Below are 15100 nucleotides of genomic sequence, written 5' to 3'. Positions count from 1 at the left end.
ATGGACGCCACGCACCTCCACCTCATCGTCAACCACGTCCCGATCCTCGGGACGCTCTTCGCCCTGATTCTCGGGGTCTACGGAGCAGCGCGCCGCCAGCCCGACGTGGTCCGGATGGCGCTGATGGCGCTCGTCGTCGTCGGTGTCGCCTCGGTCGTGGCGACCCGCTCGGGCGAGGGGGCCGAGGAGACCGTGGAGCACCTGCCCGGTGTCTCGGAGCGGATCATCCACGAGCACGAGGAGGCCGCCGAGGTCGCGAACTACGGGGCCATCGCGCTGGCCGTCCTCGCGCTTGGCGTGCTCGTCTGGCGCCGACGCGAGACGGACATCGGTCGTGCGCCCTCGGTGGTAGTGCTCGTCGGCGCGGCGCTCGTGTTCGGGCTGATGGCGCGGGCTGGCAACCTGGGCGGGCAGATCCGGCACACCGAGATCCGAGACGGTACGGCCGAGGTGCGAGGCCCCGCCGTGGACGCCGACGAGGTGGACCATGACTAGCCCGACGGTCCGGTTCTGGGGCGTCCGGGGGTCGATCCCCTCCCCCGGCCCCTCGACGGTGCGCTACGGCGGCCACACGACGTGCGCCTCGGTCGACGTGCCCGGCGGTCCGGTGGTCGTGTTCGACGCCGGGACCGGGATCCGCCCGCTCGGGCAGGCGCTGCGCAGCGACGAGCGCGACGTGCTGCTGTTCGTGACGCACGTCCATTGGGACCACGTGGTGGGGTACCCGTTTTTCGAGCCGCTCTACGAGGCCGGCCGGACGATCCGGCTGTTCCCCATCGGATTGGGCGAGCACCCCCGCCCGCTCGACGACCTCTTCGAGCCGCGCCACTTCCCCGTCGCGAGGGACCGCCTGGCCTCGCCGTGCGACTACGTCACCGACTCCGCGGCCGACGTGTTGGCGGGGTACGGGCTGTCTGTCTCGGCCGTCCGCGTGGCCCACCCCGGCGTGACGGCGGGGTACCGCCTGGAGGTCGGAGGTCGTTCGGTGGTGTTCGTACCCGACAACGAGCTCGGCGCGGAGGCCGCGGCGCGCGAGGCCGTGACCGCGTTCGCCTCCGGCGCCGACCTTCTCATCCACGACGCGCAGTACCTCGACAGCGAGATCGAGGCGCGGCGCGGCTGGGGCCACAGCAGCGTCGGGGAGGCCGTGGCGCTGGCCGCCGCGGCGGGCGTGGGCGAGCTGGTGCTGTTCCACCACGACCCCGACCGGACCGACGACGAACTGGACGCGGTCGGCCACGACGCCGCCGGTCGCATGGCCCACGTGCGTCCCGGAACGCGGGTGCGCGTGGCCCGCGAGGGGCTCGTGATCCGGCCGTGAGGCCGAACTCTCATCGGTCTCTCACAACCGCCGAGGGCGCGAGGTGTAGACTGGACCGAGCTGCCTGTAATGTCATGTCGCGACTACCCCTTTTCGTCCTCGCCCTCCTCGTTCTCAGCGCGTGCGACACGTCGGGGGGCACGGATCCGTCGGCCCTCTCGGCCGAGGTCACGGACGCGCTCGACGCCGTGCTCCTCGACGAGCACCGCGCCGAGGCGATCTACGCCCGCGTGCTGCTCGACTTCGGGGACGTGCGCCCGTTCGCGAACATCATCGGCGCGGAGCAGACCCACGCCCAGGCCCTCGAAGGGCTCTTCGCCCGGTACGGCCTCGACCGCCCCGCCAACCCCTACGCCGCGGCTACGGTCGACGGCTACCCCTCCGTCGGGGCGGCCTGCGCGGCGGGCGTCGAGGCGGAGGTCGACAACGCCGCCCTCTACGACCGCTACCTCGGGCTCGCGATGCCCGACGACGTGCGCCGCGTGCTCACGTCCAACCGCGACGCCTCCCTCGACAACCACCTCCCCGCCTTCCAACGATGCGCCTCCTGATCCTCACGCCCGCCCTCGCGCTGGTGCTCGCCCTCGCGCCCGGCTGCGGCTCCAGCCGCACGGCCGAGCCCTCTTCCAACCCTTCCCCTGAGATCGCCAATGCCACGACAGAGGGGCGTCACGGGCCCGGCATGGGGCGTCATGCCGAGGGCGGAGGGGGGCAACACCAGGGCCGGATGGGCCAGGGGGGCCGCGGGATGCGAGGCGGCATGGGCGAGGACATGGACACGATCCACGCCCTGCTCGCCGACCACCAGGCCATCGAGCGCCGCGTGGTCGACCGCTCGGACGGCGTCGAGACGTGGACCGAGTCCGACGATCCCGAGGTGGCCGCCCGCATCCGCGAGCACGTCCGCCAGATGGACGCGCGGCTGGAGGACGGCCGCCCGATCCGCCGCTGGGACCCGCTCTTCGCCGAGATCTTCGAGCACGCCGACGCGATCACGATGGAGATCGAGGACACCGAGCGGGGGGTCCGCGTGGTGGAGACGTCGAACGACCCGTACGTCGTGCGCCTGATCCAGCAGCACGCCCACCGCGCGGTGAGCGAGTTCGTGGACCGCGGGATGGACCGCGCCCACGAGCCGACCCCGCTCCCCGAGGGCTACTGATGCCGTCCCTCCCCGACTTCGACGACGCCCGGTTCGCCTCGGCGCCGCTCTACGCCGGAGCGGCGCGGGTGACCGGGTTCGCCTTCCGCGCAGGCCAGGGACTCAAAACGCACACGGTCCCGGACGAGGCGTTCCTGCTCGTCACCGAAGGATCGGCCGGGGTGACGGTAGACGGCACTCTGCACACGCTGGGGCCGGGGGACGGGATCGTCCTGCCCGCGGAGGTGCCTCACGCCGTCGACGCGCCGACCGACGCCCGGCTCGTCCTGATCCGATCCCGCGCATGACCCCGAGCGCCCCGAGCCCTCTCCACGCCGACCTCGACCCTCAGACGGGCGAGCTGGCGTTGACCTACGACGAGGCAGGGATGACGGCCCGGGAGGCCGACGCCCGGGCGGCCCGGCTCGCGGGCGCCATCGAGGCCGATGGGACGTGCGCGTGCCTCGTGCGCGTCGAGCGGTCTGGGGGCCGGAGCTGCGGATCGTGCGCCGAGCGCTTCGCCGCTCGGATGCGGGCCGAGCCCGGCGTGACCGATGCCCGCGCCTCGTTCCACAGCGGCGTGCTCCGCGTGGACTACCGCGAGGGCGAGACGAGCCCCGAGCACCTCGCCACGACCGTCCGCCGGCTCGGCGTGCCGACGCGAGACGACGAGCCCGACGCCGCGGCCGACGGCGCGTCGTGGCGCCGGGAGGCCTCCTTCGTGGTCGTGGCGTTCGTCGGGCTCGTCGGCGGCCTCGTGGCCGAGTGGCAGGGCTGGACCGCCGTGAGTTGGGCGCTCTACGCCGTGTCGTACGGGTTCGGCGGGTGGTACGGCGCCCGCGCCGGGCTGGACTCGCTGCGCCACCGGACGGTCGACATCGACCTGCTGATGATCCTGGCCGCGCTCGGCGCGCTCGCCATCGGGGCGCCCTTCGAGGGGGCGATGCTGCTGTTCCTGTTCTCGCTCTCGAACACGTTGCAGCACGTCGCGATCGGGCGGAGCCGCCGCGCCATCGAGGCGCTGATGGAGCTCCGGCCCGACGCGGCCGTGATCGAGCGGAACGGCGCGTGGGTCGAGGTCTCGGTCGGCGAGGTGCGCGTGGGCGACGTGTTCCGCGTGGGGCCGGGCGCCCGGATGCCGCTCGACGGCGTCGTCACGAGCGGCCGGAGCGAGGTCGACCAGGCCTCGATCACGGGCGAGAGCGTGCCGGTCACAAAGAGCGTGGGCGACGAGGTCTTCGGCGGGACGACCGTCGGCGGCGGCGCGCTCGACGTGCGCGTGACGAAGACGGCCGACGAGAGCGCGATCGCGCGGATGATCGCGATGGTGGAGGACGCGCAGAGCCAGAAGGCCGAGACGCAGCGGCTGATCGACCGGTTCGAGCAGCCCTACGCCCTTGGCGTGATCGCGATGACGGCCGTCGCCATCGCCCTGCCCATCCTGGGCTGGGGCGAAGCGTTCGAGCCCGCGTTCTACCGGGCCATGACGCTGATGGTGGCCGCGAGCCCGTGCGCGCTCGTGATCTCGACGCCGGCGGCGGTCCTGAGCGCGATCGCGGCGGCGGCGAAGTCCGGCGTGCTCTTCAAGGGCGGCGTGACGGTCGAGGAGGCCGCGAAGGTTCGCGCGGTCGCCTTCGACAAGACGGGGACGCTGACGGCCGGCGAGACGCGCCTGACCGACGTCGTCGCGCTCGGCACGCTGGGCGAGGACGAGCTCGTCGCGCTCGCGGCGGCCGTCCAGGCGCGGAGCGAGCACCACCTGGCGCGGGCGACGGTCCGCGAGGCCGCCGCGCGCGGCCTGACGGTGGGCGCGGCCGAGGGCTTCGCGGCGGTCGCCGGGCGGGGCGTCGAGGCGGCCGTGGGCGGCGCGCTCGTGCGGATCGGCAACCCGGCGCACTCGGCTGGACGCCGCGTGGAGAACCTGGACGCGGCCCTCGCCGAGGTCGAGCGGCTCCGAGGCCAGGCACGCACGGCCGTCGTGGTGACCGAAACCACCGCCAGCGGCGAGCGGGCCGTCGGCGTGATGGCGTTCGCCGACGTGCTCCGCCCGAGCGCGCGTGAGGTCGTGGCTCAGCTTCATGCCTTGGGCGTCGAGCACGTGGCGATGCTGACCGGCGACACGTCCGCGGTCGGCGAGGCGATGGGCGCCGAGGCGGGCGTGGACGCGGTCTACGCCGACCTGCTGCCCGAGGCCAAGGTGGCGCTCGTCCGCGAGCTCGAAGCGAGGTACGGCGGCGTGGCGATGGTGGGCGACGGCGTCAACGACGCCCCCGCGCTGGCGGCGGCCACGCTCGGCATCGCGATGGGCGGGGCCGGCACCGACGTGGCGCTGGAGACCGCCGACGTGGTCCTGATGGCGGACGACCTGGGCAAGATCCCCTACCTCCTGCGGCTCAGCCGCCGCACGCGCCGGACGCTGGCGGTCAACATCGCGATCTCGCTGGGCGCCATCGTCGTGATGGTCGCCACGATCCTCGGCGCCGGGCTGGCGCTGCCGCTCGCCGTCGTCGGCCACGAGGGGAGCACCGTCCTGGTGAGCCTCAACGGCCTCCGGTTGCTGCGCGCGACGTCCCGGTGACCTCCCTCTTTTCCTCCCCCCTTCCCCCATGACTCGGCCCCTCACCCTCCTCGCGACCACCGCACTGCTGGCCCTCGGGCTGGCCGGTGTCCCCCACGCTCAGCCTGTTGCCGACTCGGTCGGCCACAGCACGAACGCCGTCTTCGAGCCCTACGCCCTCCCCACGCCGAACGAGTACCGCTCGGCGAGCGGGCGGCCCGGCCCGGCGTACTGGCAGAACCGGAACGACTACCGCATCGAGGCCGCGCTCGACACGACGACGCACACGCTCTCCGGGACCGTCCGGCTGACGTACACGAACGAGAGCCCCGAGGCCCTGGACCATCTGTGGTTCCACCTGGAGCAGAACCTGTTCCGCGAGGGCTCGCGCGGGGACCGGGCGCAGCTCGACCGGGGCGTGACGGGCCGCCCCGAGAACGGCTACCGGCTCGGGACGGTCACGGTCGACGGGCAGCCCGTGACGCCCCGCATCACGGACACCCGGATGCGCGTGCCGCTGCCCGAGCCGCTGGCGCCGGGCGGGGGCCGCGTCGAGGTCGTCGTGCCCTACACGTTCGTCGTGCCCGGCCCCGACACGCCCCGGATGGGCCGGATGGAGACCGCGCGCGGGACCGTCTACTCGGTGGCCCAGTGGTTCCCGCGCGTGGCCGTGTTCGACGACGTCAACGGCTGGAACGCGATGCCGTACCTCGGCGCGGGCGAGTTCTACCTCGGCTACGGCGACGTCGAGATGGCGCTGACGGTGCCGAGCACGATGACGGTCGTCGGGACGGGCGAGCTGCTCAACCCGGACGAGGTCTACACCGAGGCCCAGCGCCAGCGGCTGGCCGAGGCGCGCCGGTCGTCGGATCGCGTCTACGTCGTCGGCCCCGATGAGGTGGGGACGGCCGCCGCGACCCCGAGGCGGACCGGCACGACGACGTGGCGCTACCGGGCCGAAACGGTCCGCGACGTGTCCTGGGCGGCCTCGGCCGCGTTCGTGCTCGACGGCGCCGCCGCCCCGGTCCCCCAGGAGGACGGGACCACGAACGACGTGCTCGTGCTGAGCGCCTATCCGCACGAGGGGATCGGCACGCCCGAGGAGCCGGGCTGGGAGGAGGCCACGCGCTACGGCCGCGCCTCGATCCTGAACAACTCGACCTGGCTGCCCTACCCCTATCCGGTCGCGATCTCGGTCGCCAGCCACGTCGGCGGGATGGAGTACCCGATGATCCACTTCTCGTCGGTCGAGAGCCGCCACTTCGCGCTCTTCGGCGTCATCGACCACGAGCTGGCCCACGTCTGGTACCCGATGATCGTGGGCTCCGACGAGCGCCGCCACGCCTGGATGGACGAGGGGTTCAACACGTTCGTCAACGAGCTCTCGGCGCGGCGCTTCTACGACGAGAACGACGACCCGACGATCGCGGGCTACGGCGAGGCCGAGCGGGCGCAGGGCGTGATGCTGCTCGACCCCGACGTCTACGCGCGCCTGAGCGGCCGCTTCGCGTCGGTGGACGACCCCGTCCTGACCTACCCCGACCACCTCTCGGGCGCGGGCGTCGGCTGGAACGCCTACTTCAAGCCGGGGATGGGCCTGCGCCTGCTCCGGACGGTCGTGCTGGACGACGGCGTCTTCGACGAGGCGCTCCGCGAGTACACGCGGCGGTGGGCCTACAAGCACCCCCAGCCCGCCGACTTTTTCCGGACGGTCGAGGACGTCTCCGGCGAGGACCTCGACTGGTTCTGGCGCGGCTGGTTCGACTCGCTGGCGCCCTACGACGCCGCGCTCGTCCGCTTGGGTCTGGGCGACGGCATCGCGGTCGCGACGGTGACGCACGAGACGGACCTGGTGATGCCCGCGACGGTCGAATTCGCGTTCGCCGACGGGACGACGGAGCGCGTGGAGATCCCCGTCGAGGCCTTCTTCAGCGAGGACGAGGCGCGGGCCGTCATCGACCTGGCAGGCCGGACCGTGGTCTCAGCGCGGCTCGACCCCGACGCGCTGGCGCCCGACGTCGACCGGGCGAACGACGCCCGTGACCTCTAGACCTCTCGGGCACCGGAGCGCCGGCCCCCCAAGCGGGGCCGGTCGCTCCCCATGCCTGCACCCCGGACGCCCGTCCGCGCCTTCTACGAGCGTGGCGTAGGCGGCGGCGGGCGACCGTGCAGGGGGGCGTCTACGGCTGCTCGCGGGCGAGCTCCCGGAGGACCGGGCGGAGGGCGGGCTCCAGCAGCAGCCCCTCGTGCCGCATCCGGATGCGGCCGCGCCGGTCGACGACATAGGTCGTCGGGAGGACTGGGGCGGCGAGTGGCGGTCCGGCGAGGTTGGGACCGACGAGGAGCGGGTAGGTCACGCTGTAGCGCTCGCCGAACGGTCGCACGAGGCTTGTGTCCTGGTCGGCGGAGACGCCCAGGAACTGGACGTCGTCCTCGAACTCGGCCGCGAGATCCACGAAGCCCGGCGTCTCGACCACGCACGGCGGGCACCACGTCGCCCAGACGTTGACGACGACGACCCGGCCCGCGAAGGCGTCGAGTCGGACCGTCTCGCCGTCGAGGTCGGCGTACGCCAGAGGCGGCGCCGGGCCGAGGTCGGCGAGGTCGTAGTCCGGGAGGTAGCGGCGGACGACGACGACCGCCAGCGCGGCGAGTACGAGCCAGTACGCGATGCGGCGGGCACGCCGGCCCGCTGGCGACTCCCACTGGCGTCTCCACCCGTCGAGGGGCTCGCCCATCAGTACGAGAACTCGTCCAGCGTCACCTTCCCACGGAAGGTCCAGTACACGACGGCCGTACACACCCGCGCGCCGTTGAGCCGGGGAGCGGAGTCGTGGGGGGTCATCATTCTCAGTGGCCCATCATGGCGTGCATGATCGCGCCCCACAGCGGGGTGGCGCGAAGGATTGTGGGGAGCCCGGCGAGGACGAGGAGCGCGCCCGCGGCCCGCTGCATCCGGGAGCGCCAGGCGGGCCGCGCGGCGTAGCCCAGCGTGCCCACGGCGACGAGCGCGGGCGCGGTGCCGAGCCCGAAGGCGGCCATCGAGAGCGCGCCCCCGAGCGCCGAGCCGGTCGTGGCGGCCACGCCGAGCCCGGCGTAGACGAGCCCGCAGGGCAGGAGCCCATTGAGGAACCCCAGGCCGACGCTGGCGCGCAGCGAGCGCTCGCGGACGAGCGCCCTGAACACGGCGCCGAAGAGGGGCAGGCGGAACGCCCAGGCGCTCCCTTCCGGGAGTCGCTTGCCGAGCAGGAGCGCGACGCCGAGCGCGACGAGTCCCAGCCCCAGCGCGACGCTCAGGACGCGCTGCCCGGACTGGGCGACCGCCGCCAGCCCGTCGCCCGCGAGCCCCGCCAGCACGCCGGCGGCGGCGCCGAGCGCGGCATAGGCGAGCGTCTTGCCGAGGTGGTAGAGCGCCTGGTGGACCTGGAGCTCGGCGGCCGTCCGGTGTCGCTGGGCGGCGGCGAGCACGAGCGGGCCGCACATCCCGGCGCAGTGGCCGCTGCCGAGCAAGCCGAACAGGAACGCGGACGCGAGGGCGGCGGCGGTCACGGCGCGTCGGGCTGGCGGAGGCGGAGCGCGGTCGCGGTCACGAACGCGCTCGAGAGCACCATCACGACGACGGCGACGAGCGGGTGGAGCAGGCCCGCGACGGCGAGCGCGAGCCCGACGGCGTTGTAGCCGAAGGTCCAGACGAGGTTGAGGCGGACCGTGCGCCGCGTGCGGCGCGCGAGGTCGAGCAGCCAGGGAAGCGCCGAGAGGTCACGTCCGTAGAGCGTGACGTCGGCCGCCTCGACGGCGAGTGCCGTCCCGCGCGCGAGCGCAACCCCGACGTCGGCGGCGGCGAGCGCGGCGGCGTCGTTCGTGCCGTCGCCGAGCACGAGCGTGGGGCCGACCGTGGCCTGAAGGTGGCGCACGCGGTCGAGCTTGGCCTCGGGCGTCGCGGCGCCCCGCCCCTCGACGCCGAGCGGGGCGGTAAATGCCTGGACGGCCGCGTCTCGGTCGCCGGAGAGGACCTCGACGTGGAGCCCGGCGGCACGGAGCGCCTCGACGGCCTGGGTCGCGCCCTCGACCGGGGCTTCTTCGACGGAGAGGAGCGCGACGGGCTGGCGGTCGGCGGTGACGACGAGGGCGCGGCCTCCCCCCTGCCCCAGCCGGTCGGCGACGACACGCGCGGGGTGCCCGAGAGCCAGGAGGCTCGGGTGGCCGACGGCCACGCGGGCCGGGCCGCCGGGCAAGGCGACGGTGGCCTCGACGCCCAGGCCGGGGAGCGACCGGGCGTCGGAGACGGCGGGGAGCGCCAGGGCGCGGGCCTGGGCCTCGGCGCGGACGGCGCGCGCGAGCGGGTGGTCGACGCCGCCCTCGACGGCCGCCGCCGCCGCAAGCCAGGTGTCGGCGGGCAGCGGCGGCGATCCGGCGTGGCCGTCGCCCTGGCCAGGCGTGAGCCGGGCGGCGGGAATACCGACCGAGACGACGCGGCCGGGCTGGGCGAGCGTGCCCGTTTTGTCGAGCACGGCGGCACGGACGCCCGCGAGGTCCAGGAGGGACTGGCCGGAGCGGACCAGGACGCCGCGCCGCGTGGCCTCGCCGAGCGCGACGTGGAGCGCGAGCGGGACCGCCAGCCCGAGCGCGCACGGGCACGCGATGAGGACGACCGAGAGCCCGGCGTAGAGGCCGCGCTCGAAGCCCGCCGCCCACGTCCACCCAGCAAACGTCGCGAGCGCGAGGACGACGACCGCTGGGATGAGCCAGCGCAGCGCGCGGTCGGTCGCGTCGGCGACGCGCGTGGGCTGGGCCATCGCCCGGTGCATCAAGCGCTCGACGCGAGCCAGGTGCCGCTCCTCGCCCGTCGCCGTGACGCGAACGACGAGCGGGGCGTCGAGGAGCAGCGTGCCCGCAAGCACCGAGTCGCCGGGCGCCAGAGGCGACGGCCCAGCCTCACCCGTGAGCGCGGCGGTGTCGGCGAGCGCGCGGCCGTCCTCGACCACGCCGTCGACGGGCACCACGTCGCCCGCGCGCAAGCGCACGCGGTCACCGACGGCGAGGGTCTGGGGCGACACGGACTCGGCGCCGCTGTCCGTGAGCCGCTCGACGTCGGCCGTGGGCACGTCGAGCAGGCGGCGGAGCACGCGCGTCGTCTGGCCGCGCGTGCGGGCGTCGAGGTAGCGGCCGAGCGTGTAGAGCGCGAGCAGCATCGCGGCCGTCTCGAGGTAGACCGGGCCGGAGCCGCGGGCGTAGGACACGGCGCTCGCGGCGACGGCGGCGAGCGTGCCGAGCGCGAACAAAACCTCCAGCGACAGGCGACGCGCGCGGAGGCTCTGCCAGGCGGCACCCCAGACGGGCGGGCCCAAGAGCGCCAGCGCCGGGAGCGCGGCGGCCAGGAGCGCCCAGTGGGCCGCGTCCCAGCCCGTGTCGAGCGTGCGGAGCGCGCCGAACCCGTAGCCCGACGCGATGGCGACCGAGACTGTCATCGTGAATCCGGCCGCGAGGACGCCGACAAACAGGCGGTAGAGGAGCGCGCGCTGCTCGGGCGTGCGCTCGTCGGGATCGTCGCCCAGGAGGTCGGCGACCATCAGGCAGCCGGTGCAGCAGTAGACGGCCCCGGCGAGGGGTCCGTCAGAATCGCCCGTGGCGCCAGTCCCCAGCACGGGGAGGTCGCAGTGGGCGCAGCGCGTCATGCGTCCGCGGCGGCGGAGTCCGGGGGCGCGTCGTCGCCCGAGGCCTCTGGCGCGTCCGCCTCGGGGGCGGCCCCGGCCGGGACGCCCTGGTTGGCGGGGTCCTGGAGCTCGGCGGCGGTCCAGGGCTGGGACCGCGAGGCGGTCAGCTCGCGGATGGCCGCGACCTCTGCGGCCGTGATGGGCTCGGCCGCGTTCCCCCAGCTCGTCCGCTCGTGCGTCGTCACGGCGGCGATCTCCTCGTCGGACAGGATGGCCCAGGCGGGCATGTTGCCGTTGTAGGTGGCGCCGAGCACCTCGACCGGCCCGTTCATGCCGTGGAGCAGGATGCGGATGAGCACGCCCTTGTCGCCTGTCACCCAGGACGAGCCCGCCAGCGGCGGGTTGACATTCGCGACGCCGGTGCCGTCGGCCTGGTGGCAGTTGGCGCACCGCGAGGTGTAGAGCTGGGCGCCGTCGACGGCGACGGGCGCCGCGGCGGCGGCGACGCCGGCGGCCTGTGGCTGCTGGAGCCACGGGTAGGTCGAGAAGTCGCCGACGTTGGCGCCGAGGTAGAACACCGAGAACAGCACGACGCCGAAGATGGTGACCCAGAGCGCGAACGGGGGCGCCTCGGCGCCCTCAGCGGCGAGGTTCTGCTCGCGGTAGTACGGGCTCAGCAAGTCGAGCGGCTCGGCCTGCTCGGTCTGCTGCGCGGCGCCCGCAGGCGCGAGCGCGGGCTGGGCGGCTCCGGCCTGGGCCGCGCGGGCCTGGGCCTCGTCCGAGGTAGGCACGGCGGCGTCCTCGGGGCGCGGGGCGTCGGCGTCGCCGGGAAGGGTGGAGTCGGCCATGGGATTACGCGGTCGGATTACTCGGTCGGATTACTCGGTGGCGCCGGCGGCGTCGGACGCGGGCGTGTCGACGGCCTCCAGCTTGAGCGTCATGAGGTAGGCGAAGAGGTCCTCAGCCTCCTCGGTCGGGATCACGGCGAACCCCTCGCCGGGCGCGTACTCGGGCGGCAGCGGGACGGCGTTATCGGGGCCGTCGCCGCGGACCTCGACGACGCGGTAGAGCCACGGGTAGGGCGCCATGACCGATCCGGGGCTGACCGAGCGCGGGTTGTAGAGGTGGGCGTGGTGCCAGTCGGCCGACGGCTGGCGGCTCGCGATGTCGTGGAGGTCGGGGCCGGTCCGCATCGTGCCCATCACGTGCGGGTAGTCGTAGACGTAGTCGCCCGGGAGCGAGCCGCGCTGTCCCCACCCGCGCTCGATGTCGGCGCCGAAGTCTGGCGGGCGGACCTGCTGGCTGTGGCAGTAGACGCAGCCCTCGCGGACGTAGACCTCGCGGCCCCGGCGGGTCGGACCGTAGTACTCCTCCGTGCCCGGCGTGGGCTCGATGGTGGCGAGTTGGGCGGCGGGCAGCACGGCGAGCGCCGTGAAGCTCATCAGGATGGCCGCCAGGGCGCCGAGGAAGATGAGGGAGGCTCGGGTGATCATGGCGCTAGGGGGCGGGGACGGGGTGCGCGGCCGACCCGTCGCCCGTGTCGGGGTCGGCGCCCGTCATCATGCGGTAGACGCCCGCGGGCGGCTGGCGGAAAAAGACCGGGCCTGGGGGGCGCTCGCCCTTTTTGCGGACGATCTCCCAGACGAGGTAGGCGAACGCGAGGTGGCCGACGGTCATGAGCACGCCCGCGATGGAGCGGCTCCACAGGAACGGCTTCATCGTCTCGACGATCTCCATGAACGGCACGTCGGGGTTGTTCATCAGGAAGCCCTGGAGCACGCCACCGGCGGTCAGCCCGACGATGTAGAGCGAGATGCCGACGGCGGTCGTCCAGAAGTGGAGCGAGATGAGCCGCTTGCTCTTCCACTCCCAGCCCGTCACGCGCGGCAGGAGGTAGTAGAGCGCGCCGTAGGCGATCATCGTCACGAAGGCGTAGACGCCGATGTGCGAGTGCGCGATGGTGTAGTGCGTGAAGTGCGTCACCTCCTGCCAGAACCGGAGCGCCTGCATCGCGCCCTGGAGCGAGACCACGGTGTAGCTCACCGCGCCGAAGACCACGAAGCGGAGCGTGGGGCTCCAGATCACGCGCTTGATGCGCGGGAAAGCCGTCATGTGGTGGTTGAGCCCCACGATGATGACCGGGATGATCATCATGACCGAGAACACGATCGACACCGTGACCACCCACTGCGGCGGCGGCCCGCCGACCAAGTGGTGGACGCCCGCCCAGTTGTAGAACAGCGCCAGCGTCCAGAAGCCGAGGTACGAGAGGTGGTACGAGTAGATCGGCCGCCCGACGACCTTGGGGATGAGGTAGTAGGCCGCGCCCAGCCCGATGGGCGTGAGCCACAACCCCAGGATGTTGTGGGCGAACCACCAGTTCGCCGTCGCGTGCGGCACGCCGGAGTAGATCGGCAGGAGGATGGCGACGATCAGGACCGGCGTCCACAAGAGCGACGCGCCGATGTACCAGACCGAGATGTAGAGGTGGGCCACGCGCCGGTGGCGCAGCGTCGAGAGCAGCGAGTAGGCGACGAGCAGGAGCGCCGGGACCAGGAAGACGAAGGCCGCGAGCGGCATCTCGACCCACTCAATGCCCTGCGAGTAGCCCGCCAGGATGCCGACGGTGCCGACGGTGACGCCGATGTTCCACAGGACCCAGCTCACGTTGAGCGCCCAGACGTGGCGGACCTCGGTCTTGAGCAGGCGCCCCCAGAGCCAGACCGCGATGGCGACGCCCGCGGGTGAGATCCAGCCCCAGATCATCGTGTTGAGGTGGGCGGGGCGGACGCGCCCGAACGTCATCGCGGCCGTCTCCCCCATCCAGTCGGGGTACTGAAACTTGAACGAGGCGATAAGCGCGAACGTCGTGCCGACGAGGAGCCAGAAGACGGCCGTGAGCGTGAACGCCACGACGGGCGTGCGGACGTGGCGGTCGACGTCGCGGCGCCAGGTGGCGACGTTGGTCGGTGCGACGCCGTCGCGCCAGACGCCGTGGACGGGGTCGATGCCCGTCGCGTAGGTGTCGCGGCGCTGGTCGAGGCGGGCGGCCTGCTTGCGCGCGCGGCGCTCGGATCGCTTACTCATGGTCGGGAAGTGAGGCGTCGGGCGCGTAGAGTTGGTCCTGGGGGACGCCGAGCGGCTCGTCCTCGTCGAAGAGGACCGTGGCACCGGCCGCGAGGCCACGGAAGTGGCCCGCGCGGTCGGCACGGAACAGGATCAGCAGCGTCGTGGCCCCGCCGACGACGAGGACGAGGAGCAGGGTCAGGAGCGGGAGGTAGCTCACAGCGGGAGGCGGGTGGCGACGAGGGGCGCGGGCGGCGGGGCCGCGAGCGCAGCCGGGTCGGGGTCCGGCGGCGCGAGGCGGTCCCGGCTCTCCATGATGACCCGGTAGGTGATGTAGGCGAGCAAGAGCGTCGCCCCGAGGTAGAGCGCGACGACGAGGCCCGCCGTCGACCGTTCGACGCCGGGTTTGGGGCTTTCGGGAGCAGCGGGTTCAGCCATGACGCCTGTTATGACACGTCGATACAATACGAACAGAGGAGACCCCCGTTGCAGGGCTCCACCGGCTTCTCTCCCCCTTCGCAGGCGAGAACGGGCGGCGGATCACGCGTCGAGTTTCTGGATGGATGCGAGCGGCGTCCGGAGCATCCCGGCGACCGACTGGTGGCGGTCGTCATCGAACTCCGCCAGCCCTAGCTCCACCTCGTGGAGCGCCTCACGGCGGCGGAACGAGCGGAAGAGGCGGTCCCAGACGGAGAGCATCGCCGAGTAGTTGGAGTCCGTCTCGGGCTGCCACCGGCTGTGGTGGACCTTGTGCATCGCCGGCGTCACGATGAGCTTGTTCACGACGGCCTCGACGCGTTCCGGGAGCGCGATGTTGGCGTGGTGGAACTGGACGACGGCGAACATCAGCGTCTCGTAGAGCACGAGCTGCCACGCGGTCACGCCGAGCGCCACGATGAGCGGGACGCGGAGCGCCGACGACAGCACGATCTCGCCCGTGTGGAAGCGGCTCGCCGTCGTCACGTCCATCTGCGCGTCCGAGTGGTGGACGCGGTGGAAGCGCCACAGGAACGGGATCCGGTGGTTCATCCGGTGCCAGGCGTAGGTCCACGCGTCGAGGAGCAGGACCGCCCCCATGGCGTGGAGCCAGCCCGGCAGCGCGACCAGACGCAAGAGGCCCCAGCCGTTCGCCGCCGCCCACGCCGCGGCGGCCACCCAGAGCCCGGCAAAGACGACGGCCACGACGGCGCTGTTCACCGCACCCAGGACGAGGTTGCGCGCGAGGTGGCGGCCCCGCTCCTTCCGCTCGCGGAAGAACTCGAAGAACGGGTGCGCGCCCTCCAAAAGGAGAAGCACGACCAGGCCGGCGAGCGCGGCGCCGACCTGGGTGGTGTGGAGAAGGTCGAGGAGCGTGGCCACGG

Annotated in this window: 16 protein-coding genes; 7 read left to right on the top strand and 9 right to left on the bottom strand. The window is 73.3% G+C overall.

The window, feature by feature from the left end; translation table 11 throughout:
- From BSZ36_RS17125 to BSZ36_RS17095, 7 genes are all read left to right on the top strand, one after another.
- Complete coding sequence (locus BSZ36_RS17125; RefSeq protein WP_094551537.1) at positions 1-495, top strand: DUF2231 domain-containing protein; 495 nt, start codon at positions 1-3, stop codon at positions 493-495.
- Positions 488-1321 (top strand): MBL fold metallo-hydrolase, encoded by an 834-nt coding sequence (locus tag BSZ36_RS17120; protein WP_094551535.1) that lies wholly within the window; start codon positions 488-490, stop codon positions 1319-1321. The genes BSZ36_RS17125 and BSZ36_RS17120 overlap by 8 nt, the downstream gene beginning before the upstream one ends.
- 74 nt (positions 1322-1395) lie before the next feature.
- Positions 1396-1872 (top strand): ferritin-like domain-containing protein, encoded by a 477-nt coding sequence (locus BSZ36_RS19590; protein WP_218827739.1) that lies wholly within the window; start codon positions 1396-1398, stop codon positions 1870-1872.
- The gene (locus tag BSZ36_RS17110; protein WP_094551532.1) at positions 1860-2483 is read left to right on the top strand and encodes a hypothetical protein; all 624 of its coding nucleotides are present in this window, start codon (positions 1860-1862) and stop codon (positions 2481-2483) included. The genes BSZ36_RS19590 and BSZ36_RS17110 overlap by 13 nt, the downstream gene beginning before the upstream one ends.
- Positions 2483-2770, top strand: coding sequence for a cupin domain-containing protein (locus BSZ36_RS17105; RefSeq protein ID WP_094551530.1), 288 nt, complete (start codon positions 2483-2485; stop codon positions 2768-2770). Before BSZ36_RS17110 ends, BSZ36_RS17105 begins: the two co-directional genes overlap by 1 nt.
- Positions 2767-5040, top strand: coding sequence for a heavy metal translocating P-type ATPase (locus BSZ36_RS17100; RefSeq protein ID WP_218827738.1), 2274 nt, complete (start codon positions 2767-2769; stop codon positions 5038-5040). Before BSZ36_RS17105 ends, BSZ36_RS17100 begins: the two co-directional genes overlap by 4 nt.
- Before the next feature lie 28 nt (positions 5041-5068).
- Entirely contained in the window at positions 5069-7069 is a 2001-nt protein-coding gene (locus BSZ36_RS17095; protein WP_094551528.1) for a M1 family metallopeptidase, read from the top strand.
- Positions 7070-7199: 130 nt separating this feature from the next.
- Here BSZ36_RS17095 and BSZ36_RS17090 read toward each other — a convergent pair whose 3' ends face one another.
- The 9 genes from BSZ36_RS17090 to BSZ36_RS17050 form a co-directional block, all read right to left on the bottom strand.
- The gene (locus BSZ36_RS17090) at positions 7200-7757 is read right to left on the bottom strand and encodes a TlpA family protein disulfide reductase (RefSeq protein WP_094551526.1); all 558 of its coding nucleotides are present in this window, start codon (positions 7755-7757) and stop codon (positions 7200-7202) included.
- Between the two features lie 112 nt (positions 7758-7869).
- Positions 7870-8568 carry a sulfite exporter TauE/SafE family protein gene (locus tag BSZ36_RS17085; RefSeq protein WP_094551524.1) on the bottom strand — a complete coding sequence of 233 codons (699 nt, stop codon included), beginning with the start codon at positions 8566-8568 and terminating at the stop codon, positions 7870-7872.
- On the bottom strand, positions 8565-10694 hold the full coding sequence (locus tag BSZ36_RS17080) for a heavy metal translocating P-type ATPase (protein ID WP_094551522.1): 2130 nt from the start codon (positions 10692-10694) through the stop codon (positions 8565-8567). Before BSZ36_RS17080 ends, BSZ36_RS17085 begins: the two co-directional genes overlap by 4 nt.
- On the bottom strand, positions 10691-11521 hold the full coding sequence (locus BSZ36_RS17075) for a c-type cytochrome (RefSeq protein WP_094551520.1): 831 nt from the start codon (positions 11519-11521) through the stop codon (positions 10691-10693). Before BSZ36_RS17075 ends, BSZ36_RS17080 begins: the two co-directional genes overlap by 4 nt.
- Positions 11522-11551: 30 nt before the next feature.
- The gene (locus tag BSZ36_RS17070; protein WP_094551518.1) at positions 11552-12166 is read right to left on the bottom strand and encodes a cbb3-type cytochrome c oxidase subunit II; all 615 of its coding nucleotides are present in this window, start codon (positions 12164-12166) and stop codon (positions 11552-11554) included.
- Between the two features lie 4 nt (positions 12167-12170).
- Entirely contained in the window at positions 12171-13760 is a 1590-nt protein-coding gene (locus BSZ36_RS17065) for a cbb3-type cytochrome c oxidase subunit I (protein ID WP_094551516.1), read from the bottom strand.
- A complete protein-coding gene (locus BSZ36_RS17060; RefSeq protein WP_094551514.1) occupies positions 13753-13959 on the bottom strand; it encodes a hypothetical protein in 207 nt (68 codons plus the stop codon). The genes BSZ36_RS17065 and BSZ36_RS17060 overlap by 8 nt, the downstream gene beginning before the upstream one ends.
- Complete coding sequence (locus tag BSZ36_RS17055; RefSeq protein WP_094551512.1) at positions 13956-14177, bottom strand: hypothetical protein; 222 nt, start codon at positions 14175-14177, stop codon at positions 13956-13958. Before BSZ36_RS17055 ends, BSZ36_RS17060 begins: the two co-directional genes overlap by 4 nt.
- 102 nt (positions 14178-14279) lie before the next feature.
- Positions 14280-15098 (bottom strand): sterol desaturase family protein, encoded by an 819-nt coding sequence (locus tag BSZ36_RS17050; protein ID WP_094551510.1) that lies wholly within the window; start codon positions 15096-15098, stop codon positions 14280-14282.
- Between the last annotated feature and the right edge of the window lie 2 nt (positions 15099-15100).

The sequence above is a fragment of the Rubricoccus marinus genome, assembly GCF_002257665.1.
Taxonomy (GTDB): domain Bacteria; phylum Bacteroidota; class Rhodothermia; order Rhodothermales; family Rubricoccaceae; genus Rubricoccus; species Rubricoccus marinus.
The sequence above is the reverse complement of the archived record's forward strand: the minus strand, read 5'-3'. Positions and strand labels throughout refer to the sequence as shown.